Origin of the sequence: Streptomyces sp. GD-15H, from assembly GCF_045291515.1 — a bacterium.
Classification (GTDB): Bacteria; Actinomycetota; Actinomycetes; order Streptomycetales; family Streptomycetaceae; genus Streptomyces.
The window spans coordinates 6529664-6552178 of the sequence record NZ_CP149447.1; the positions used below are offsets into that span (position 1 = coordinate 6529664).

Annotated in this window: 18 protein-coding genes and 1 pseudogene; 13 read left to right on the top strand and 6 right to left on the bottom strand. The window is 70.9% G+C overall.

Translation table 11 applies throughout. The features are described from left to right. Position 1: 1 nt before the first annotated feature. Entirely contained in the window at positions 2–949 is a 948-nt protein-coding gene (locus WJ438_RS30800) for a hypothetical protein (protein WP_406728121.1), read from the bottom strand. Positions 950–1241: 292 nt separating this feature from the next. Continuing rightward, entirely contained in the window at positions 1242–1421 is a 180-nt protein-coding gene (locus tag WJ438_RS30805; RefSeq protein ID WP_406728122.1) for a hypothetical protein, read from the bottom strand. A gap of 171 nt (positions 1422–1592) precedes the next feature. Here WJ438_RS30805 and uvrC point away from each other — a divergent pair, with 171 nt between their 5' ends. From uvrC to pgi, 10 genes and pseudogenes are all read left to right on the top strand, one after another. Next, positions 1593–3773 (top strand): excinuclease ABC subunit UvrC, encoded by a 2181-nt coding sequence (gene uvrC, locus WJ438_RS30810; protein WP_406728123.1) that lies wholly within the window; start codon positions 1593–1595, stop codon positions 3771–3773. Next, positions 3770–4765, top strand: a complete 996-nt coding sequence (rapZ, locus tag WJ438_RS30815; RefSeq protein WP_406728124.1) for an RNase adapter RapZ — start codon at positions 3770–3772, stop codon at positions 4763–4765. The genes uvrC and rapZ overlap by 4 nt, the downstream gene beginning before the upstream one ends. Beyond that, on the top strand, positions 4762–5832 hold the full coding sequence (gene yvcK / locus WJ438_RS30820) for a uridine diphosphate-N-acetylglucosamine-binding protein YvcK (RefSeq protein ID WP_406728125.1): 1071 nt from the start codon (positions 4762–4764) through the stop codon (positions 5830–5832). Before rapZ ends, yvcK begins: the two co-directional genes overlap by 4 nt. Continuing rightward, a pseudogene (gene whiA, locus WJ438_RS30825) lies at positions 5823–6810 on the top strand (DNA-binding protein WhiA). Before yvcK ends, whiA begins: the two are co-directional and overlap by 10 nt. Positions 6811–7150: 340 nt before the next feature. Then, entirely contained in the window at positions 7151–8158 is a 1008-nt protein-coding gene (gene gap / locus WJ438_RS30830; RefSeq protein ID WP_406728126.1) for a type I glyceraldehyde-3-phosphate dehydrogenase, read from the top strand. Between the two features lie 148 nt (positions 8159–8306). Then, entirely contained in the window at positions 8307–9518 is a 1212-nt protein-coding gene (locus WJ438_RS30835) for a phosphoglycerate kinase (RefSeq protein WP_406728127.1), read from the top strand. Positions 9519–9557: 39 nt separating this feature from the next. Continuing rightward, the gene (gene tpiA, locus WJ438_RS30840; protein WP_406729860.1) at positions 9558–10313 is read left to right on the top strand and encodes a triose-phosphate isomerase; all 756 of its coding nucleotides are present in this window, start codon (positions 9558–9560) and stop codon (positions 10311–10313) included. 95 nt (positions 10314–10408) lie between these two features. Then, positions 10409–10645 (top strand): preprotein translocase subunit SecG, encoded by a 237-nt coding sequence (gene secG, locus WJ438_RS30845; protein WP_406728128.1) that lies wholly within the window; start codon positions 10409–10411, stop codon positions 10643–10645. A 221-nt stretch (positions 10646–10866) separates the two neighbouring features. Further along, a complete protein-coding gene (locus WJ438_RS30850; RefSeq protein WP_078649359.1) occupies positions 10867–11202 on the top strand; it encodes an RNA polymerase-binding protein RbpA in 336 nt (111 codons plus the stop codon). A gap of 253 nt (positions 11203–11455) precedes the next feature. Beyond that, positions 11456–13111, top strand: coding sequence for a glucose-6-phosphate isomerase (pgi, locus tag WJ438_RS30855; protein WP_406728129.1), 1656 nt, complete (start codon positions 11456–11458; stop codon positions 13109–13111). A 268-nt stretch (positions 13112–13379) separates the two neighbouring features. Here the strand turns inward: pgi and WJ438_RS30860 are convergent, their stop codons facing one another. The 4 genes from WJ438_RS30860 to WJ438_RS30875 all read right to left on the bottom strand — a co-directional run bounded on the left by WJ438_RS30860 (position 13380) and on the right by WJ438_RS30875 (position 17791). Beyond that, positions 13380–13898: a hypothetical protein gene (locus tag WJ438_RS30860; RefSeq protein WP_406728130.1), complete on the bottom strand. Its 519-nt coding sequence runs from the start codon at positions 13896–13898 to the stop codon at positions 13380–13382. A 294-nt stretch (positions 13899–14192) separates the two neighbouring features. Then, entirely contained in the window at positions 14193–16475 is a 2283-nt protein-coding gene (locus WJ438_RS30865; protein WP_406728131.1) for an ABC transporter permease, read from the bottom strand. Between the two features lie 54 nt (positions 16476–16529). After that, on the bottom strand, positions 16530–17279 hold the full coding sequence (locus WJ438_RS30870) for an ABC transporter ATP-binding protein (RefSeq protein WP_406728132.1): 750 nt from the start codon (positions 17277–17279) through the stop codon (positions 16530–16532). Next, positions 17276–17791: a PadR family transcriptional regulator gene (locus WJ438_RS30875; protein WP_406728133.1), complete on the bottom strand. Its 516-nt coding sequence runs from the start codon at positions 17789–17791 to the stop codon at positions 17276–17278. Before WJ438_RS30875 ends, WJ438_RS30870 begins: the two co-directional genes overlap by 4 nt. Positions 17792–17960: 169 nt before the next feature. On the opposite strand from WJ438_RS30875, the gene WJ438_RS30880 reads away from it, so the two are divergent. The 3 genes from WJ438_RS30880 (at position 17961) to WJ438_RS30890 (ending at position 22515) form a co-directional block, all read left to right on the top strand. Next, a complete protein-coding gene (locus WJ438_RS30880; RefSeq protein WP_406728134.1) occupies positions 17961–19235 on the top strand; it encodes an ABC transporter substrate-binding protein in 1275 nt (424 codons plus the stop codon). Between the two features lie 269 nt (positions 19236–19504). Further along, the gene (locus WJ438_RS30885) at positions 19505–21127 is read left to right on the top strand and encodes a glycoside hydrolase family 13 protein (RefSeq protein WP_406729861.1); all 1623 of its coding nucleotides are present in this window, start codon (positions 19505–19507) and stop codon (positions 21125–21127) included. 59 nt (positions 21128–21186) lie between these two features. Further along, positions 21187–22515 (top strand): ABC transporter substrate-binding protein, encoded by a 1329-nt coding sequence (locus WJ438_RS30890; RefSeq protein ID WP_406728135.1) that lies wholly within the window; start codon positions 21187–21189, stop codon positions 22513–22515.

Consider the following 22515-nt stretch of genomic DNA (forward strand, 5'->3'; position numbering starts at 1 on the left):
CTCAGTCCCAGTCCCAGCCGATTCCCACGTACCCCGACCGCACCCGCGGTTCGACCAGGTGCACCGAACGGTGCAGGTCGCTCACCGCCAGCTCCTGGTGGCCGCCGCGCGGTGCCGCCGCGGAATGCTGGGTGAACCGGTGGCAGCGCGCGGGCAGCGCCCCGGCGTCGAAGCACACCTGGAGCGCGTACTGGCCACCGGGGGAGTCCGTCTTGTGCGCGTACTCGCGTGAGACACCGGCCGTGCCGTCCTCGACGGCGTGGCGGAAGAGGAACGTCTCACCGGCCCGCAACCGGGTGTCGAAGAGCAGCTCGGCCGCGAGCACGCCGGTGTCCTGCTGCCAACGGACCCGGCCGGTGCGGCAGTTCTCCAGGGCGTGCACGGTCATCCGGGCCGGCGCGGAACCGGGGTCGCCGTGGTGGACGGCCACGAAGCGGTCGATGCCGTCCCGGTGCGCGCGCACGATGTGGTGCGACTCGCGCTCCGCGAGCTCGCGGTGTGCCCCGATCAGGACCCGCTCGTGGTGCGCCAGCGTGTGCAGCCCGCTGTCCCGCGTGACACCGAGCTCGGCCAGCAGTCCCGCCAGGACGCCCGAGGCCTCCACCAGCGAGCGGTAGGAGCGGCCTGCCGGGCCGCGGTCCGGCGCCTGATCGCCGGAATCCGCGAGCAGGCGGATCAGCGACTCCTCCGGCAACTGCAGGATCTCCTCCAGCGCCCGTACGGCGCGCAGCGATTCGGGGCGCTGCGGGCGGCGGGCGCCCTGCTGCCAGTAACTGAGGCTGGTGACGCCCACCTTCACACCGTGGCGCGACAGATGGTGCTGCACACGTTGCAGCGGCAGCCCGCGGGCGGCTATAGCGGCCCGCAGGGCGACATGGAAGGGCCCGCCGCGCAGGGCCGAGTCCAGTTTTGCGGTGGTGGTGTCCGTGTGCGGTGTGGCGTGCGGCATGCAGGGGCCTTTCTCTGAATGTCCACAACGGCTGGTCAGACCGTTCGCTCGGGGCACCCCGGGTCCGCCCCCGTCGGCGCGGCGGAGCGTGCACATCCGTACGCCGTCGTTCAGGGCCCCGAGTTCCCCGCATTGAAGCGTGTTGACCAATTCCCGACAACACCTGATGCCCAACAGAGACGCACCCGCACGGTACGTACGCGCGGAGCACACAGGTCAGGGGCCGTACCGGACCCGAAGGTCGGTACGGCCCCTGAGACCCGCGAGCCCGGCGTGCTCCAAACGAGAGGCCCTAGGAGCGGTCGGTCCGGCCGTGGTCGTCCCGATGAGGGGGGCGCAGGCGCTTGGCGCGCACGATGTCGGGATCGCGCGGGTCGAAGGGGCCGAGGGAGCCGAAGGGCGGGGCCGTCTCGTCCGCGTACCGGCGCGCGCGGGTCGGCGGCCGTCGTTTCTCGATCCGCGTCTGTCGCATTCGACCAGCCTCCGACTCGTGACCGCGTCCGCTTCCCGCCCTGAGGCCTGTCATCAGGCCGAACCCCCCACCTTCCCGCTTCCCGACGGCCGTAACCCTTCCGGAGCGGCATCCGGCCGGTGGTTCCGCGGCCCCGCCGCGGTGTCGGTCTCCGCCAGTAGGGTGTGAGACATGGCCGACCCCTCCAGTTACCGCCCCAAACCGGGTGAGATCCCCGACTCACCGGGGGTCTACCGGTTCCGCGACGAGCACCGCCGGGTGATCTACGTCGGAAAGGCGAAGAGCCTGCGCCAGCGCCTGGCGAACTACTTCCAGGACCTCGCCGGGCTCCATCCGCGCACCCGCACCATGGTCACCACGGCCGCCTCCGTGGAGTGGACGGTGGTGTCCACGGAGGTCGAGGCGCTCCAGCTGGAGTACTCCTGGATCAAGGAGTACGACCCCCGGTTCAACGTCAAGTACCGCGACGACAAGAGCTACCCGTACCTCGCGGTGACGATGAACGAGGAGTTCCCGCGCGTGCAGGTGATGCGGGGTCACAAGAAGAAGGGCGTCCGGTACTTCGGTCCGTACGGGCACGCGTGGGCGATCCGCGACACCGTGGACCTGCTGCTGCGGGTCTTCCCGGTGCGCACCTGCTCGGCCGGTGTGTTCAAGAACGCCGCCCGCACCGGTCGTCCCTGCCTGCTCGGCTACATCGGCAAGTGCTCGGCACCCTGCGTGGAGCGGGTCTCCGCCGAGGAGCACCGCGAGCTCGCCGAGGAGTTCTGCGACTTCATGGCCGGCCGCACCGGCACCTATCTGCGCCGCCTGGAGCAGCGGATGACCGAGGCGGCCGAGGACATGGAGTACGAGCGGGCCGCCCGTCTGCGTGACGACATCGGCGCCCTGAAGAAGGCCATGGAGAAGAGCGCCGTCGTGCTCGCCGACGCCACCGACGCCGACCTGATCGCGGTCGCCGAGGACGAGCTGGAGGCGGCCGTCCAGATCTTCCACGTCCGGGGCGGACGCGTGCGCGGCCAGCGCGGCTGGGTCACCGACAAGGTGGAGGAGATCACCACCGGCGCCCTCGTGGAGCACGCCCTGCAGCAGCTGTACGGCGAGGAGACCGGCGACGCCGTGCCGAGGGAGGTCCTGGTCCCCGCGCTGCCCCACCCGGTGGAGCCGGTCCAGGAGTGGCTCGCCGGGCGGCGCGGGTCGGGCGTCTCCCTGCGGGTCCCGCAGCGCGGGGACAAACGGGCCCTGATGGAGACCGTGCAGCGCAACGCCCAGCAGGCTCTCGTCCTGCACAGGACCAGGCGCGCCTCCGACCTCACCGCGCGCTCACGCGCGCTGGAGGAGATCGCCGAGGCCCTCGACCTGGACAGTGCCCCGCTGCGGATCGAGTGCTACGACATCTCGCACTTCCAGGGCGACGACGTCGTGGCCTCCATGGTCGTCTTCGAGGACGGGCTGGCTCGCAAGAGCGAGTACCGCCGCTTCCAGATCAAGAGCTTCGCCGGCCAGGACGACGTCCGCTCCATGCACGAGGTGCTCACCCGCCGCTTCCGGCGCTACCTCGCCGACAAGGAGAGGACCGGCGAGTGGACCGACGGGGAGGCGGCCGGTGCGGACGGATCACCGGGCACGGACCGGACCGCCGGCGCCGAGGGGACCGGCGGAGCGGACAGGACCCGCGCCGGCGGCCCCGGCGAACCGCCCGCGAGTACGCTCACCGAGGACGACGGCCGCCCCAAGCGCTTCGCCTACCCGCCCCAGCTCGTGGTCGTCGACGGGGGCGCCCCCCAGGTGGCGGCGGCCCGGAGGGCCCTGGACGAGCTCGGCATCGACGACATTGCCGTGTGCGGCCTCGCCAAGCGGCTGGAGGAGGTGTGGCTGCCGGACGACGACGACCCGGTGGTGCTGCCCCGCACCAGCGAGGGCCTCTACCTGCTCCAGCGCGTCCGTGACGAGGCCCACCGCTTCGCCATCAGCTATCAGCGCGTCAAGCGGGCCAAACGCTTCCGGTCCGGTCCGCTGGACGATGTGCCCGGCCTCGGCGACACCCGCAAGCAGGCACTGATCAAGCACTTCGGGTCGGTGAAGAAGCTTCGATCGGCGACAATCGAGCAGATCTGTGAAGTTCCGGGCATAGGTCGTAAAACGGCTGAGGTGATCGCCGCGGCCCTCGCCGGGGCGGCCCCGGCCGCCCCCGCCGTGAACACGGCGACGGGCGAGATCATGGACGATATGGATGTCATGGACGACACGCATGGCATGGATGACGGGGAAGAACCCGGGAAGACGGCGGGTTCTCCCGGGGAGCCCGTGTCCGCGGGCGCCCCGGACGACCGACGGGGGCTGGAGAGATGACCGAGCACGAGACACACCAGAACGCAGGCCATGACACACCGCAGGACGCGGACCGGGGCACACGCGACGAGACGCGTCAGGACGACGGAGCACAGGTGAGTACGGGCAAGGAAAACGGGGCCTCCGAGACGGCGATCCCCGAGCTGGTGATCATCTCCGGCATGTCCGGGGCCGGCCGTTCCACGGCCGCGAAGTGTCTGGAGGACCTGGGCTGGTTCGTCGTCGACAACCTCCCGCCCGCGCTGATCCCCACCATGGTGGAGCTCGGCGCCCGCTCCCAGGGCAATGTGGCCCGGATCGCGGTCGTCGTCGACGTCCGCGGCCGGCGCTTCTTCGACAACCTCCGCGAGTCGCTCGCCGACCTCGACACCCGCGGTGTGACCCGGCGGATCGTGTTCCTGGAGTCCTCCGAGGAAGCCCTGGTGCGCCGCTTCGAGTCGGTGCGCCGCCCGCACCCCCTCCAGGGCGACGGCCGCATCGTCGACGGCATCGCCGCCGAGCGGGAACTGCTGCGCGAACTGCGCGGCGACGCCGACCTGGTGATCGACACCTCCAGCCTCAATGTGCACGAGCTGCGCGCCAAGATGGACGCCCAGTTCACCGGCGACGAGGAGCCCGAGCTGCGGGCCACCGTGATGTCCTTCGGCTTCAAGTACGGCCTCCCGGTCGACGCCGACCTGGTGGTGGACATGCGGTTCCTGCCCAACCCGCACTGGGTCCCGGAGCTGAGCCCGTTCACCGGCCGCCACGAGGAGGTGGCGGCGTACGTCTTCAACCAGCCCGGCGCCAAGGAGTTCCTCGACCGGTACGCCGAGCTGCTGCGGTTGATCGCCGCGGGCTATCGCCGTGAGGGCAAGCGCTATGTGACCATCGCCGTCGGCTGCACCGGGGGCAAGCACCGTTCGGTCGCCATGTCGGAGAAGCTCGCCGCCCGCCTCGTCGCGGAGGGCGTGGAGACGGTGGTCGTCCACCGGGACATGGGCCGGGAATGACCGCACGTACTCCGCGGCTGCACCGGCTGCGCCGGGCGCTGCCCGAAGGGCGCGTCGGCCGGCCGGTCGAGGCCCGCGGTGCCAAGCCACGACGCCGGGGCACCCAGCCCAAGGTGGTGGCCCTCGGCGGCGGCATGGGGCTGTCCGCCTCGCTCGCCGCGCTGCGCCGGATCACCGGCGACCTCACCGCCGTCGTCACCGTGGCCGACGACGGCGGGTCCAGCGGGCGGCTGCGCGACGAACTGGGCGTGCTGCCGCCCGGCGATCTGCGTAAGGCGCTGGCCGCGCTGTGCGGCGACGACGACTGGGGTCAGACCTGGGCCCGGGTCATCCAGCACCGCTTCCAGTCCAAGGGCGACCTGCACGAGCACGCGGTCGGCAATCTGCTGATCGTCGCCCTGTGGGAGCAGCTCGGCGACCACGTCCAGGCCCTGGACCTGGTCGGCCGGCTGCTCGGCGCGCACGGGCGCGTGCTGCCCATGTCCGCTGTGCCGCTGGAGCTCCAGGCGCTGGTCAAGGGGCATGACCCCGAGCGTCCGGACGCCGTGGACACCGTCCGGGGCCAGGCGACCGTCGCCCTCACCCCCGGTGAGGTGCAGTCCGTGCACCTCGTGCCGAACGACCCGCCCGCCGTCCCCGAGGCGGTCGCGGCGGTCCTCGACGCCGACTGGGTGGTGCTCGGACCCGGCTCCTGGTTCTCCTCGGTCATCCCGCACCTCCTGGTGCCCGAACTGCTGGAGGCGCTCGTCGAGACGAAGGCGCGCCGGGTACTCTCCCTGAACCTCGCCCCGCAGCCCGGAGAAACCGAGGGCTTCTCCCCGCAGCGTCATTTGGAGGTTTTGGGACGACACGCCCCTAAACTCGCCCTGGACGTGGTGCTGGCCGACGAGGCCGCCGTGCCCGACCGCGATTTGCTGACCGAGGCCGCGAAGGGGTTCGGCGGTGCCGCGGTCGAGCTGGCGCCGGTGGCCCGGCCCGACGGAAGCCCCAGGCACGACCCGGAGCTGTTGGCCGCCGCGTACGACCGTATTTTTCGGATGCATGGAAGGATCGGCCCATGGCGATGACGGCAGCGGTGAAGGACGAGGTTTCCCGGCTCCCCGTCACCCGGACCTGCTGCAGGAAGGCGGAGGTCTCCGCCATGCTGCGGTTCGCCGGCGGCCTTCACCTGGTGAGCGGGCGCATCGTGATCGAGGCGGAGCTGGACACGGCGATGGCCGCCCGCCGCCTCAAGCGGGACATCCTGGAGATCTTCGGCCACACCTCCGAACTGATCGTGATGGCGCCGGGCGGGCTGCGCCGCGGTTCGCGCTACGTCGTCCGGGTGGTCGCGGGCGGCGACCAGCTGGCCCGCCAGACCGGCCTGGTGGACGGCCGGGGCCGCCCCATCCGCGGCCTGCCCCCGCAGGTGGTCTCGGGGGCCACCTGCGACGCCGAGGCGGCCTGGCGCGGGGCCTTCCTGGCGCACGGCTCCCTCACCGAGCCGGGCCGCTCCTCCTCCCTGGAGGTGACCTGCCCCGGCCCCGAGGCCGCGCTCGCCCTGGTCGGCGCCGCCCGCCGACTGTCGATCGGCGCCAAGGCCCGCGAGGTGCGGGGCGTGGACCGGGTCGTCGTCCGTGACGGCGACGCGATCGGTGCCCTGCTCACCCGGCTCGGCGCCCACGACTCGGTGCTGGCCTGGGAGGAGCGTCGGATGCGCCGCGAGGTGCGCGCCACGGCGAACCGGCTGGCCAACTTCGACGACGCCAACCTGCGCCGCTCGGCCCGTGCGGCCGTCGCCGCCGGTGCCCGGGTGCAGCGCGCCCTGGAGATCCTCGCCGACGACGTCCCGGAGCACCTCGCCGCGGCCTGGCCTGCGCATGGAGCACAAGCAGGCCTCCCTGGAGGAACTGGGCGCGCTCGCCGACCCGCCGCTGACCAAGGACGCCGTCGCCGGGCGGATTCGCCGGCTGCTCGCCATGGCCGACAAGCGCGCCGCCGACCTCGGTATCCCGGGTACGGAGGCCAACATCGGCGAGGAACTCGCCGACAACCTCGTCGGCTGACCCACCCACGGCCGACCGACCACGAACCCGGACGCTCCGGCCCGACCGGCAGCGGCCATGTGGGTACGGACGGGTGCACGGTCGGTCGGCGATCGTCAAGTGGGCCCGGAGGTTTCCGGCCGAGCCGGAAGGGGCCGCGCGGCCCTGGTGAGCGGGTCTGACAGGGCACGCGGGGACTGGGCGGTCCGTGCCCTACTGGCCGGTAAGGGACGCCCTGCCGGGTATGGGTCGACTCAATGCCACGGCCGGGGCCCCGGAGAGGTAGGGTCGGGAGTGGTCGGGGACATCCCATACAGCACGCCGGCGACTTCAGCCGGCGCACCAACGAGGAGATCGGTTCGTGACGATCCGCGTAGGCATCAACGGGTTTGGCCGCATCGGTCGGAACTACTTCCGCGCATTGCTCGAGCAGGGCGCAGACATCGAGATCGTGGCGGTCAATGACCTGGGTGACACCGCGACCACTGCCCACCTGCTGAAGTACGACACCGTTCTGGGGCGCCTCAAGCAGGAGGTCTCCCACACCGCCGACACGATCACCGTCGACGGTCGGACGATCAAGGTGCTCTCGGAGCGCAACCCCGCGGACATCCCGTGGGGAGAGCTGGGCGTCGACGTCGTCATCGAGTCGACCGGCATCTTCACCAAGAAGGCCGACGCCGAGAAGCACATCACCGGTGGTGCCAAGAAGGTCATCATCTCGGCTCCGGCCAAGGATGAGGACGTCACCATCGTGATGGGCGTCAACCAGGACAAGTACGACCCGGCGAACCACCACGTCATCTCCAACGCCTCCTGCACCACCAACTGTGTGGCGCCGATGGCGAAGGTGCTCGACGAGAACTTCGGCATCGTCAAGGGTCTGATGACGACGGTGCACGCGTACACGAACGACCAGCGCATCCTGGACTTCCCGCACAAGGATCTGCGCCGCGCCCGTGCCGCCGCCGAGAACATCATCCCGACGACCACCGGTGCCGCGAAGGCCACCGCCCTGGTGCTGCCGCAGCTCAAGGGCAAGCTGGACGGCATCGCGATGCGCGTCCCGGTCCCGACCGGCTCGGTCACCGACCTGGTCGTCGAGCTCAGCCGCGAGGTCACCAAGGAAGAGGTCAACGCCGCCTTCCAGAAGGCCGCCGAGGGCGAACTCAAGGGTCTCCTCGAGTACACCGAGGACCCGATCGTCTCCTCCGACATCGTCAACGCCCCGGTCTCCTGCACGTTCGACTCGTCCCTGACCATGGTTCAGGACGGCAAGAGCGTGAAGATCATCGGATGGTACGACAATGAGTGGGGCTACTCCAACCGCCTCGTCGACCTCACGGTCTTCGTCGGCAACCAGCTCTGATCGTGGAGCAGACCGCCTGATATGAGTGCAGGGCTCGGCCGGCGCGCCAAAGCGCTGTCCGAGCCCTGACGCACGTATCGGAGCGGTCGACCTCTTCCGATCACGAGCGATCACGAGCGAACACAAGCTCTCTTCCAGGAGTCCCCTCATGAAGACGATCGACGAACTCCTCTCCGAAGGGGTCGCGGGCCGACGGGTCTTCGTCCGCGCCGACCTCAATGTGCCGCTGGACGGCAGCACCATCACCGACGACGGCCGCATCCGCGCGGTGCTGCCCACCGTCAAGGCCCTCGCCGAGGCGGGCGGCCGGGTGGTCGTCGCCTCGCACCTGGGCCGCCCCAAGGGCGCCCCGGACCCCGCCTTCTCGCTCGCCCCGGCAGCCGCGCGCCTCGGTGAACTCCTCGGCGCCGATGTGGCGTTCGCGACGGACACGGTCGGCGACTCCGCCACCGCCACCGTCGCCGGCCTCGCCGACGGACAGGTCGCGGTCCTCGAGAACCTGCGCTTCAACGCCGGCGAGACCGCCAAGGACGACGTCGAGCGCGGGGCCTTCGCCGACCGGCTCGCCACGCTCGCCGACCTCTACGTGGGCGACGGCTTCGGCGCGGTGCACCGCAAGCACGCGTCCGTGTACGACCTTCCGGCCCGCCTGCCGCACGCCGCGGGCTTCCTCATCGCCACCGAGGTCGGCGTTCTGAAGAAGCTCACCGACGACGTCGAGCGGCCCTACGTGGTCGCCCTCGGCGGCGCCAAGGTCTCCGACAAGCTCGCCGTCATCGACGAGCTGCTCGGCAAGGCCGACCGCATCCTCATCGGCGGCGGCATGGCGTACACCTTCCTCAAGGCCAAGGGCTACGAGATCGGCACGTCGCTGCTCCAGGAGGACCAGCTGCCCGCCGTCACCGAGTACCTGGAACGCGCCGAGAAGAACGGCGTCGAGCTGGTGCTGCCGGTCGACACGCTGGTCGCCGAGGAGTTCCCGGACCTGAAGACCAAGGCTCCGGCCCATCCCACCACCGTCGCCGCGAACGCCATCCCGGCCAACCGGCAGGGCCTGGACATCGGCCCCGAGACCCGCACCCTGTACGCCTCGAAGCTCGCCGACGCGGCCACCGTCTTCTGGAACGGTCCCATGGGAGTCTTCGAGCACCCCGACTACGCCGAGGGCACCAAGGCGGTCGCCCAGGCCCTTCTCGACTCCCCGGGCTACACCGTGGTCGGCGGCGGCGACTCCGCCGCGGCCGTACGCATCCTGGGCTTCGACGAAAAGGCATTCGGCCACATCTCGACCGGAGGCGGCGCCTCCCTCGAATACCTCGAGGGCAAGACGCTCCCCGGCCTCGCCGCACTGGAGGACTGACCCTCAATGACCGCTGCTGAAAAAGGCCGCACGCCGCTGATGGCGGGCAACTGGAAGATGAACCTCAACCACCTCGAGGCCATCGCCCATGTCCAGAAGCTCGCCTTCGCCCTGGCCGACACGGACTACGAGGCCGTCGAGGTCGCGGTCCTGCCGCCCTTCACCGACCTGCGTTCCGTCCAGACCCTCGTCGACGGCGACAAGCTGAAGATCAAGTACGGCGCCCAGGACATCTCGGCGCACGACGGCGGCGCCTACACCGGCGAGATCTCCGGCCCGATGCTGTCCAAGCTGAAGTGCACGTACGTGGCGGTCGGGCACTCCGAGCGCAGGCAGTACCACGCCGAGACCGACGAGCTCGTGAACGCCAAGGTCAAGACCGCGTTCAAGCACGGCATCACCCCGATCCTGTGCGTCGGGGAGGAACTGTCCGTCCGCGAGGCCGGCAACCACGTCGCCCACACCCTCGCCCAGGTCGAGGGCGGTCTGAAGGACCTCTCCGCCGAGCAGGCCGAGTCCGTCGTGATCGCCTACGAGCCCGTTTGGGCCATCGGCACCGGCAAGGTCTGCGGTGCCGGGGACGCCCAGGAGGTCTGCGCCGCCATCCGCGGCAAGCTCGCCGAGCTGTACTCGCAGGACGTCGCCGACCAGGTCCGCATCCAGTACGGCGGCTCGGTCAAGTCCGGCAACGTCGCCGAGATCATGGCGCAGGCCGACATCGACGGCGCCCTCGTCGGCGGTGCCTCGCTGGACGCGGACGAGTTCGTCAAGATCATCCGCTTCCGCGACCAGTGAGTATGCGCTAGCGGCGATCCGTCGTACCCTTGCGGGGTCCAGTCCTGTACTGGACCCCGCGTCGTCCATCCGAATCCGAGGAAGTTGGTCCAGCCGTGGTTTTGGGGTTCTCGATCGCCCTGATCGTCTTCAGCCTGCTGCTGATGCTGCTGGTGCTGATGCACAAGGGAAAGGGCGGCGGCCTCTCCGACATGTTCGGTGGCGGCATGCAGTCCTCCGTCGGCGGCTCCTCGGTCGCCGAGCGCAACCTCGACCGGATCACCCTCGTGGTGGGTCTGCTCTGGGCCGCGTGCATCGTCGTGCTGGGCATCATGCTGAAGACGAACAGCTGACCCGGGAGAACGATCCGTACGCATCGGATACGCATTCCATACGTAAGGCCCCATGTCCGGTACGCGCAGCACAGCGCGGCCTATCATGGGGCTTGCGTCTGGATGGGGGAGCGGTAACTCCAATCACTGGACGCGCGTTGGGCCTTACGTAGACTGAGGCGCTCGCAGCGAAGCGGAACGCCGACTCGCTTCGCCGCACCATCACGCAGGGAGTTACGACCGTGGCAAGTGGCAACGCGATCCGGGGAAGCCGGGTCGGGGCGGGGCCGATGGGCGAGGCCGAGCGCGGCGAGTCCGCGCCGCGGCTGCGCATCTCCTTCTGGTGTTCCAACGGGCACGAGACCCAGCCGAGCTTCGCGAGCGACGCGCAGGTGCCCGATACCTGGGACTGCCCCCGCTGTGGCTTTCCGGCCGGCCAGGACCGTGAGAACCCCCCGGACCCGCCCCGTACCGAGCCGTACAAGACGCACCTCGCCTATGTGCGGGAGCGGCGCAGCGACGCGGACGGCGAGGCGATCCTCGCCGAGGCGCTCGCCAAACTGCGGGGCGAGATCTAACAGTTGCGGCAGTCGTCGCAGTCGCCTCAGTAGTCGGCCGGGCCGTTCATGGCCGGCTTCTTCCTCCCGTCCGCAGCCCCACTCGCCGTCCCGCCCGTCGCCGTGCTGATACCCGGGGGCCGGACGGCCGTATCTGTTGGCGTGCCCCACGACGGCGGCACGACAGGTCACGTCCACCGCTGATCAATTAGGTTGGAACCGGCAGCGGGGCGGATACGCAGCACAGGCAGCAAGGAAGAAGGCTGAGTCCGAGATGAACGCAGACGGCCGTACCAGGCTCGACCAGACCCCCGAGTGGACCGCACTGGCCAAACACCACGAGGAGCTGGGACACGTGCGGTTGCGCGAGGTGTTCGCCGCCAGTCCCGACCGCGGCACCGCGTACACCCTCCGGGTCGGTGACCTGTACATCGACTACTCCAAGCACCTCGTCACCGACGAGACCCTCCGGCTGTTGCGTGAACTGGCCGCGGCCACCGATGTGTTCGGGCTACGCGACGCCATGTTCCGCGGGGAGCGGATCAACACCACCGAGGACCGGGCCGTCCTGCACACCGCGCTCAGGGCGCCGCGGGACGCGGTGATCGAGGTCGAGGGGGAGAACGTCGTACCGGGCGTGCACGCCGTCCTCGACAAGATGACCGCCTTCGCCGACCGGGTCCGCTCCGGGGAGTGGACCGGCCACACCGGCAAGCGCATCCGCACCGTGGTCAACGTCGGCATCGGCGGCTCGGACCTCGGCCCCGCGATGGCGTACGAGGCGCTGCGCGCCTACACCGACCGCGACCTCACGGTCCGCTTCGTGTCCAACGTGGACGGCGCCGACCTGCACGAGGCGATCCGCGACCTGGACCCGGCCGAGACGCTGTTCATCATCGCGTCCAAGACGTTCACCACCATCGAGACGGTCACCAACGCCACCTCCGCGCGGACCTGGCTGCTGAACGCGCTGGGTGGAGGAGAGGCCGCCGTGGCCAAGCACTTCGTCGCCCTGTCGACGAACACGGAGAAGGTCGCCGACTTCGGCATCGACACGGCCAACATGTTCGAGTTCTGGGACTGGGTCGGCGGGCGCTACTCGTACGACTCGGCGATCGGCCTGTCCCTGATGATCGCCATCGGCCCGGCCCGCTTCCGGGAGATGCTCGACGGGTTCCGCCTCGTCGACGAGCACTTCCGGACGGCTCCCGCCGAGTCCAACGTGCCGCTCCTGCTGGGCCTGTTGGGCGTCTGGTACAACAACTTCCTGGGCGCCCAGTCGCACGCGGTGCTGCCGTACTCGCACTACCTGTCGAAGTTCACCGCCTATCTCCAGCAGCTCGACATGGAGTCCAACGGCAAGTATGTCGGCCGGGACGGGTGCGAGGTCCGGTGGCAGACCGGTCCCGTGGTCTGGGGCACGCCCGGCACCAACGGGCAGCACGCCTACTACCAGTTGATCCACCAGGGCACGAAGCTGATCCCGGCGGACTTCATCGGCTTCGCCGAACCGGTCGCCGAGCTGAGCGACGACCTGAAGGCGCAGCACGACCTGCTGATGGCCAACTTCTTCGCCCAGACGCAGGCTCTGGCGTTCGGCAAGACACCGGACGAGGTGCGGAGCGAGGGCGTGGCCGAGGAACTGGTGCCGCACAAGACGTTCAAGGGCGACCACCCCACGACCACGATCCTCGCGCGTGAGCTGACGCCGTCCGTCCTCGGTCAGCTCGTCGCCCTCTACGAGCACAAGGTGTTCGTGCAGGGCGCGATCTGGAACATCGACTCCTTCGACCAGTGGGGTGTCGAGCTGGGCAAGGTGCTCGCCAAGCGCGTCGAGCCCGCGCTCACCGAAGGCGCCGGAGTGCCGGGCCTGGACGCCTCCACCCAGGCCCTGGTCGCCACCTACCGGGAGTTGCGCGGCCGGCGGTGAGCACGGTGCGGGAAGCGGGCGGCAGGGCGCCGTCCGCTTCTCGTAGAATCCTCGGCGATCATGGAGGCGAACGCTCGGGGGAACACGAAGTGGCACGCACGCGCGGCAGTTGGACAGGCGGCACGCTGACGGCCGGATCCTTCCTGTTGCCCCACAAGGTCGCACGGGCGGTGTTCCATCCCGCGTGGATCCCGGATTCGCTCGATCCGTCCATCGAGCGACTCAAACGCTTGCGGATCATCGCCGGCGTGGTCGCGTCGCTCGGTGTCTACACCTTCATCCAAGGCGGTTTCGACTTCGCGGAGCTGCTGGAGAACACCATGATCGCCTCCGCGGTCCTGCTGATCATCACGCCGCTGACGGCCGGCGTGATGCTCCTCGTCTGGCGGCGTACCGGTACCGTGCGGCAGTTGCGGGCCCCGCTGCTCAACTGCCTCAAGCTGCTCCTGCTGTTCATCGGTTGCGTGATGGCGCTGGTTCTGCTGACGCAGACGTCGGACTCGTCGGCGGGCGTGCTGCTGTCCCTGGCCACCGCCCTGGTGCTGCTGTGGATGGTCGTCTTCGTGGTCTGGGGAGCCGTGCGGGTCTCCGGCAACTTCTTCGGCACGGCCGCCGTGCACCGTTCGCTGCCCGCCCTGCTCGCCACCGTCACCAGCTGGCTGATGGCCATCCCCGACCTGGTCACCGGCGATCTGCACGGGCTCAGCCTCACCATGGGCATCGTCTTCATCCTGGGCGCCCCGGTGACGGTCACCGCGATCGCGCTGCTGGAGACGGGGCGGCTCAAGCGGCGCTACGGCATCCGGCTGAAGGCGCACCCGGCGACCATGGGGCCGGTTCCCGGCCTCGTTCCCCGAGGCCGGCGCCTGCGGCGGACCGTCCGCCCGTCCCGCCGCAGGGCAACCCCTACGGCTCCCCGCCGCCTCCCCCGGAGGCGGCGACCCGTACGCCCCCGGGATGCGGAACCCCTACGCACCCGCACCGCGGAACCCCTACGCCCCGCACCCGCGGAACCCCTACGGAAGCTGATCCGGCGGGGCTTCCCCCCGTCGCCGGCCCCGAACGGCGCTCCGGCGGTCCGTCAGGCGACCGCGGTCAGTGTGTCCGCCAGGCGGCGGCGGGCCGCGCGGGCGGCGGGGAGAACGGCCAGTACGGCGGCGCCCAGTACCGCGGCCGTGCCGAGCAGCAGCAGGAGCACGGGGGAGGGCCCCCGGGCGATCCCGGCGCCGATGCCGCTCGACCTTCCCTGGACGTCGATCAGCCAGAGCGCCAGCGGCAGCCCCAGGGCCGTGGCGACGAGCACGGCGGCCAGTGCCGTACAGGACGTGGCCGTGACCGTGATCGCGGTGATCTGCCGTGGGGAGAGACCGATGGCCTTCAGCGCGAGCAGGTCCCGTTCGCCCTCGCGTACCGTGCCGCCGATCGCGGTGAGCAGTTCGATCAGCCCGATGAGCGCGAGCACGACGATCAGCCCAAGGGCGACCACGCGCAACGGGGACAGCCCGTCGGCCGGGTTGGTCGCGGTGTGCACGTCCAGGTGGCCGCCTCCGGCCCTGGTCAACCGGTCGGCGACGGTCCGCGGGTCCGCGCCGGGGTCCAGCCGGAGCTGGTAGAGGGTCGGCCGCAGGTCGGGGTCGTTGCCGCGGAGGGTGTCGAGCGAGGTGGAGATGACCCGGCCGGCGTTCTCCGGTTCGATGCTGCGGCCGACGATGTGCAGGATCTGCGGCCGGTCGCCGACGGTCATGCGTACCCAGTCGCCGATCTGTACGTGCAGCAGGTCGAGCAGCCCCTGTCCGGCCACCGCCTCGTCGGGTCCGTGCGCCGCGCGGCCCTCGGCCAGGGCGAACGGGTACGGCTCCTGGTGGGTGCCGTAGCCGCGCAGGGCGATCGTGGCGGTCTGGCCGGGCACCAGGGCGGCCACCTCGACGCCCGGGTGGGCGGCGGCGACCTGCGGATCACGCTCCAGCAGGGCGCGGGCCTCCCCGTCACTGAGCGAGGCGTCCGCGCGGACACTGAGCGCGGTGGGCAGGCCCATCCGCTCCGGGCTGCTGTGGAAGCGGTCGATGGTGGCCCACGCGCTCAGCGCCACCACGATCAGCAGCAGTGGCAGCGCCAGCCTGGCCACCGTGCCCAGCGCACGCGGGCGGCGGGTGAACGCCTTGTGCCAGCCGAGGACCAGTGCGGGCGGCACCCGCGCCCCGAGTGCCCGCCGCGCCACGCCCGTCAGCCCGCCTGCCTCGGGTGCCGCCGGCCTCGGCACCGGCACCGGCGGCACCCGGCCCGCCCGCCACGCCGCGAGCCCGGTGGTGGCGCCGATGAACAGCACCGCCCCCACGGACACCACGAACAGCGCCAGGGTGTGTCCGGGCAGCCCCTGCCACACGCCGACCGCTTCCCCGAGCCGCCCCGGTATGCCGCTGCCCAGCGCCTCGGTCAGCGCGGCGGCGGCCACGGCACCCAGCAGGGCGTAACAGAGATGCTGGAGCAGGAAGACGCGGACGACCTGTCCCGGGGTGAAGCCGATCGCCTTGAGGACGGAGATGTCCCGCAGATGCCCCCGGATCCGGGTGCTGATCGCTCCGTGCACGGCGAAACCGGCGGCGACCAGCGCGCCAAGGCCGAACAGCCCCAGCACCTGGCCGAGCAGCCGGTTGTCGCCCTGCGCCTCGGCCCGCGCCTGCTGCCAGGTGGAGACCTCGCCGATGGCACCCGCGCCCAGCACCGTCACCGCCCGCTGCACCGCGTACCCGGTGTCGGCGGGGTCGGTCAGCCGCAGTCCGGTGACCTGCCCGTCGGGGTCGGTCACGGCCGACGGCAGCGCCCACACCAGGCCGGGCTGTTCCCCCGACCGGTAGCGCGGCTCGGCGCTGTCGGCGACGCCCACCACGGTCAGTGTCCGCGCGGTACCGGGCACGGTGAGGGTGTCGCCCGGCGTGGTGAGCAGGGCCCGGGCGAGACTGCTCTCCAGGACCACGCCGTCGGGGGTGCCGGGGTCCAGCCAGCGCCCCGAGGTGATCAGCGGGCGGCCGATGCCGGGCTGTTCGGCGGTGCCGCGCAGTTCGGCGGAGGCACGGCTGCCGCGTGCGGCGAGGGTGACGGCGGCGGTGGGGTAGGGGCCGTCGACGGACTCCACGCCGTCCAGGCCGGCCAGCTTCGTGGCGTCGGCCGGGGCGGTGGTGTGCAGCGTGACGTGGGCGCCGCGCGCCTGGGTGAAGATTCGCTGCCAGGGGTTGGTCGCGTACTCGAACAGGGCCGTGGCCAGCAGCAGGGAGGCGACGATGCCCGCGGTGGCGAGAACCAGGAACAGCGCCTCACCGCGGTGCGTGCGCAGATCGGAGTGTGCCCAGCGCAGGGTCGCTCGCACCGGCGTCAGCCCCTTCGCTCACGCCGGACGTCCGGACCGTCGTACACCCGCATGTCAGTCCTTGAGCTCCAGCACCCCGGAGATGCCCCGGCCGCGCGACGGCGCTCCGTCGAGTTCCGCGTCGTCGGCGATCCGCCCGTCGAAGAAACTGATCACCCGGTCGGCGGCGCTCGCCAGCCGGGCGTCATGGGTGACCAGCAGGATCGTCTGGCCGCGCTGGTGGAAGCGGGACAGCAGCCGCATCACCTCGCGGGTGCCCTTGCTGTCCAGGCTGCCCGCGGGTTCGTCGGCGAGCAGCAGCGGCGGATGGTTGACCAGGGCACGGGCCAGCGCGACCCGCTGCTGCTCACCGCCGGACAGCTCGCCCGGCATGCTCCGCTCCTTGCCCGTCAGGCCCAGCTCGGCCAGCAGCCCCTCCCGCTCGGCGCGGGCCCTCCTCGGCGGTGTCCCGGCGAGCAGGGCCGGCAGTTCCACGTTGTCGGCGACCGACAGGTCGGAGACGAGGTTGAAGAACTGGAAGACGATCCCGATGCGCTTCCTGCGCTCCACCGCCCAGCGCGCCTCGCTGTAGGCGTCGGTGCACTTGCCGTCCAGCCAGATGCTGCCGGAGTCGGGCCGCTGGAGCCCGCCGAGCAGATGCAGCAGGGTCGACTTGCCGGCGCCGGACGGCCCGGTCACCGCCACGAACTCGCCGCGCGTCACCCGCAGGTCGATCCCGCGCACCGCGTGCGCTGGGGCTCCCTCGCCGTGGTGTGTCTTGACGAGGCCTTCGGCGCGCAGCGCGGGAGGGGGACTCTCGCTCACTCCAGCTCCTCCAGCTCTTCCTGGCACCGCTCCAGCCAGTCGAGGTCGGCCTGCAGGTGCAGCATCGCGCCCTCGATCAGCAGATGGGCGACTCGGTTGTCCCGGTCTTCGGCGGCGGCCAGCTTCGACAACTGCCGCATGGTGTTCAGGTACTGGCGCCGCTGCCGGTTGATCAGGGAGATCTGGTCGGCGAGCCCGCTCTGCGGTGCGAGGGCGACCTTCATGAAGAACTCGTCCCGCACCCGCGGCTCGTCCGAGGTCTCCTCGAACCAGGCGCGCAGCGCCTCCCACCCGGCGTCGGTGAGGTGATAGACCTTCTTGTTGGGCCGGCTGGCCTGCTCGACGTCCTCGCCCTCGATCAGCCCCGACTTCTCGAGGCGGCCCAGGGTGACGTAGATCTGGCCGACGTTCGGCTGAGGGTACGCGGAGCCCAGCAGTTGCTCAAGGTCCTGTTTGAGCTCGTAGCCGTGGGCCGGGCCGCGGGCGAGCAGGGCCAGGAGGGACTGCCGCACTGGTGCTCTCCTCCCCGCATCCTTCGTGCCATGTGCCACGCGCCCGATGCCATGCTTCTCGCGCCTGACGCAATGTGGCGCGGGCCCTAGTATCGCCCATACCTAACAGGTATACATGGCCTCTGACCCCGGCAAGGGTGCCCGGGTGCCGGTGCACAGGGAGGAACCTATGCGGTGGATCCATGCCGCGGGTAGGGGCCTTCTCGTCCTCGCCGTGCTCCTGACCGTGTGCGTGGCCTCCGGCGCGAGGGCCGAACAGGCCGCTCCCGCCGGCGGTCGCGGTCCGCTCACCCTGGCCACCGCCGGGGACCTCACCGGCTATCTCGGCCCGCTGCTCGAGGGCTGGAACCGCACCCACCCCGGCGAGGAGGTCACCCTCGTCGAACTGCCCGACTCGGCCGACGAGACCCGCGCGCAAATGATCACCGAGCTGCGCGACGCCGGCCGGGGCCGCTTCGACGTGCTCAACATCGACGTCAGCTGGACCTCGGAGTTCGCCGCGGCCGGCTGGATCCGCCCGCTGCCGCGTGACCGCTTCCCGCTGGACACGTTCCTGCCGCGCGTGGTGGACACCGCGACCTACGGCGACCGGCTGTACGCCGTCCCGTACGTGACCAACGCCGGTCTGCTCCTGTACCGCCAGGACGTCCTCGACGCGGAGGGCGTGGCACCTCCGCGCACCTGGGCCGAACTGGAGCGGGCCGCGAAGACCCTCGCCCCGCGGCACGGCCTCGACGGCTACGCGGGCCAGTTCCTGCCCTACGAGGGCCTGACCGTCAACGCGGCCGAGGCCGTCTACTCGGCGGGCGGCACCATCCTCGGCGACGAGGGCGAGCGCGTCACCGTGAACTCCCGGGCGGCCCGCGAGGGCATCGGGTTCCTCGCCCGCGGGGTCCGCGAGGGCTGGATACCCGACGAGGCGCTGACGTACAAGGAGGAGGAGTCCAAGCAGGCCTTCCAGGACGGCCGACTGCTCTTCCTGCGCAACTGGCCCTATGCCTACGTCGCCGCGTCCGCCGAGGGCTCCGCGGTCGCCGGGAAGGTCGGCGCCGTACCGATGCCAGGGCCGGACGGGCCGGGTACGAGCGTCCTCGGCGGCTCCAACCTCGCCGTCGCCGCCCATGCGCGGCACCCCGACTCCGCCGCGCGGCTGATCGCGTACCTCACCAGCGAGAGCGTCCAGCGCCAGGTCCTCACCCGGGGCGCGCTGCCGCCCGTACGGGCGGCGCTGTACGACGATCCGGAACTGGTCCGGCGGTTCCCCTACCTGCCGACGCTGCGCGAGAGCGTGCTCGCCGCCGCCCCGCGTCCCAAGAGCCCGCACTACGACCAGGTGAGCCTGGTCGTGCAGGCGGTGGTGCACGACGCGATGACCGGGCGACAGACGCCCGGTGCGGCGGTGCGGCGGCTGGCGCGCGAACTCGCCGCCGTCTCCGCGCGCTAGACAGCCGTCCGGGCCCCTTCCTCCGGACCTCGCACCCCGACCGGTCGCCTCTAGTTACCCGTTAAGTAACGCGGACGTCTCAACTGCGCCCGATATGCCTCGGTAAGTAGGCGTTCGTTCCTAGTAATTGTCCGGCAGGTTGGGTTCGTTCATTGACACCCTCACGACACCTCTACCTAACATGCATGCATAACGGCGACGGATACCGCCGGCCGGGAGTCCCGGGTCTCCGCACGCACAGACGGGTCGACGGGGTGAGTCTCAAGCGCATCGGCACCCACCACTGGTGGCGCGACGCAGTGATCTACCAGGTGTACGTCCGCAGCTTCCTGGACAGCACCGGTGACGGCATCGGTGATCTCGCCGGGGTCAGGGCGGGCCTGCCCTACCTGAAGAAGCTCGGCGTGGACGGGATCTGGCTGAGCCCCTTCTATCCCTCGCCGCAGCACGACCACGGCTACGACGTGGCCGACTACTGCGACGTCGACCCGGTCTTCGGCGACCTCGCCGAGTTCGACCTGCTGGTAGGGGCCGCCCGGCGGCTCGGCATCAAGGTGCTGCTGGACATCGTCCCCAACCACTGCTCCAGCGAGCACCCCTGGTTCCGCGAAGCACTCGCCGCGGCCCCCGGCAGCCCGGAACGCGCCCGTTTCCACTTCGCCGACGGTCGCGGCCCCGACGGCGCCGAGCCGCCCAACAACTGGCACGCCATGTTCGGCGGGCCCGCCTGGACCCGGGTCACCGAGCCGGACGGCCGGCCCGGCCAGTGGTACCTGCACATGTTCACGCCCGAACAGCCGGACTGGAACTGGCGCAACCCCGAGGTCGCCGCCGACTTCGACCGGACCCTGCGGTTCTGGCTGGACCGGGGCGTCGACGGCTTCCGCATCGATGTCGCCGCCGGCCTGTTCAAGCACCCGGAACTGCCCGACTCCCCGGACCCGGAGGCCGACGCCCGCACCCGGGACTCGGTCAACCCGCTGGCCTGGAACCAGCCCGAGGTGCACGACGTGTGGCGGCACTGGCGCGCGGTGTGCGAGGAGTACACGCGGCGCGACGGCCGTGAACGGCTCCTGGTCGGCGAGGTCTCCGTACCGACCGCCCGCGAACACGCCCGGTACGTCCGCCCCGACGAGCTCCACCAGGCCTTCTTCTTCGACCTGCTCGGCGCCCCCTGGGACGCCGACGCCTTCCGCAAGGTCATCTCCGAGGCCATGCAGGACATCGCCGGCACCGGATCGACCGTCACCTGGGTCCTCAACAACCACGACCAGGTCCGCACCGTCACCCGCTACGGCGAACCCACGCCCCAGGGCAGCGGCCTCGGCGCCGCCCGTGCCCGCGCCGCCGCACTGCTGATGCTGGCGCTGCCCGGCGCCGCGTACGTCTACCAGGGCGAGGAACTGGGCCTGCCCGAGGTCGTCGACCTCCCCGACGACGTGCTCACCGACCCGATCTTCCGCCGCACCGGCAGCCGGGCCCGGATCCGCGACGGCTGCCGAGTGCCGCTGCCCTGGTCGGGGCAGGCCTCCCCGTTCGGCTTCACCTCCGGTGCCGAGGGGGCCGAACCCTGGCTGCCGCAGCCCGAGTGGTTCGCCGAACACGCCACCGACCGCGCCCTCGCCGACACCCGCTCCTTCTGGCACCTGTACCGCGACGGCCTGCAACTGCGTGCCGCACTGCCCCAGTTGGGTGAGGGCACACTGCGCTGGCTGGAGACCGGGCCGGACGTCCTGGCCTTCGTCCGCGCCGACGACCTGGTGTGCGCCGTCAACTTCGGCACCGCGCCCGTACCCGCGCCGGTCTCCGGCACCCCGCTGCTGGCCAGCGGCCCGTGCCCGGCCGGGGTCCTCCCCGGTTCCACGGCGGCCTGGTGGATCAACGGCTCCTGAAGCCCGCTCACTTCACATATCCCGAAAGTATCCGAACGTTTTCCGAAGGGACATCAACGATGATGCGACGACGTACCACCCTGCTCACCGGCTGCACCGCCCTCGTGCTCGCCCTCGGCGCCACCGCCTGCGGCTCGAGCGAGCCCGTCTCGGCCGGCGGTGGTGACAAGGCGCTCGGCGGCCAGACCGTCTCCGTCGCCGGTGTCTGGTCCGGCAGCGAGCAGAAGAACTTCCAGAAGGTGCTCGACGCCTTCACCGAGAAGACCGGCGCCAAGACGGAGTTCGTGTCCACCGGCGACAACGTCTCCACCGTCGTCGGCAGCAAGATCGAGGGCGGCAACGCCCCCGATGTCGTGATGGTCCCCCAGGTCGGCGTGCTGAAGCAGTTCGCCGAGGAGGGCTGGCTCAAGCCGCTGGACAAGAAGGTCCAGGGCACCGTGGAGAGCAACTTCGCCGAGGTGTGGCAGAACTACGGCAGCGTCGACGGCACGCTGTACGGCCTCTACTTCAAGGCCGCCCACAAGTCGACCGTCTGGTACAGCCCCGAGGCCCTGGAACAGGCAGGCGTCACCCCGCCGAAGACCTACGACGCCATGCTGAAGGACGGGCGCACGATCTCCGACTCCGGCCTCGCCGCCTTCTCGGTCGCCGGACAGGACGGCTGGACGCTGACCGACTGGTTCGAGAACGTCTACCTCTCCCAGGCCGGGCCTGAGAAGTACGACGCCCTCGCCGCGCACGAGATCAAGTGGACCGACCCGACGGTGGTCGAGGCGCTCACCACGCTCGGCGAACTCTTCAAGGACAAGCAACTCATCGCGGGCGGCCAGAAGGAAGCCCTGAACACCGACTTCCCCGGCTCGGTGGAGAAGGTCTTCGGACCCGAGCCGGACGCCGCCATGGTCTACGAGGGCGACTTCGTGGCCGGCGTCGCCAAGGACCAGTTCGGCAAGGCCATCGGCACCGATGCGAACTTCTTCCCGTTCCCGCCGGTCGGCGACGGTGAGGCCCCGGTGGTCAGCGGCGGCGACGCGGCCGTGGTGCTCAAGGACGGCAAGAACGCCGAGGCCGGCATGGCGCTCCTCGAGTACCTCGCCACCCCGGAGGCCGCCGCCGTGTGGGCCGAGGCCGGCGGCTTCCTCTCCCCGAACAAGGAGCTCGACCTCTCCTCCTACGGCGACGACGTCACCCGCGCCACCGCGGAGTCCTTGATCGAGGCCGGCGACTCGGTCCGCTTCGACATGTCGGACCAGGCCCCGGCGGCCTTCGGCGGCACCAAGGGCGCCGGCGAGTGGAAGATCCTCCAGGACTTCCTGCGTGACCCGTCCGACCCGAAGAAGACGGCGGCCAAGCTGGAGGGCGCGGCGGCCAAGGCATACGGGAACTGA

Bases quoted from the DNA above. Each gene is read 5' to 3' on its own strand.
- pgi (WP_406728129.1), top strand. From the start codon at position 11,456: ATGAACGCAGACGGCCGTACCAGGCTCGACCAGACCCCCGAGTGGACC.
- WJ438_RS30880 (WP_406728134.1), top strand. From the start codon at position 17,961: ATGCGGTGGATCCATGCCGCGGGTAGGGGCCTTCTCGTCCTCGCCGTG.
- tpiA (WP_406729860.1), top strand. From the start codon at position 9,558: ATGGCGGGCAACTGGAAGATGAACCTCAACCACCTCGAGGCCATCGCC.
- yvcK (WP_406728125.1), top strand. From the start codon at position 4,762: ATGACCGCACGTACTCCGCGGCTGCACCGGCTGCGCCGGGCGCTGCCC.
- WJ438_RS30835 (WP_406728127.1), top strand. From the start codon at position 8,307: ATGAAGACGATCGACGAACTCCTCTCCGAAGGGGTCGCGGGCCGACGG.
- WJ438_RS30890 (WP_406728135.1), top strand. From the start codon at position 21,187: ATGATGCGACGACGTACCACCCTGCTCACCGGCTGCACCGCCCTCGTG.
- WJ438_RS30805 (WP_406728122.1), bottom strand. From the start codon at position 1,421: ATGCGACAGACGCGGATCGAGAAACGACGGCCGCCGACCCGCGCGCGC.
- rapZ (WP_406728124.1), top strand. From the start codon at position 3,770: ATGACCGAGCACGAGACACACCAGAACGCAGGCCATGACACACCGCAG.
- WJ438_RS30800 (WP_406728121.1), bottom strand. From the start codon at position 949: ATGCCGCACGCCACACCGCACACGGACACCACCACCGCAAAACTGGAC.
- uvrC (WP_406728123.1), top strand. From the start codon at position 1,593: ATGGCCGACCCCTCCAGTTACCGCCCCAAACCGGGTGAGATCCCCGAC.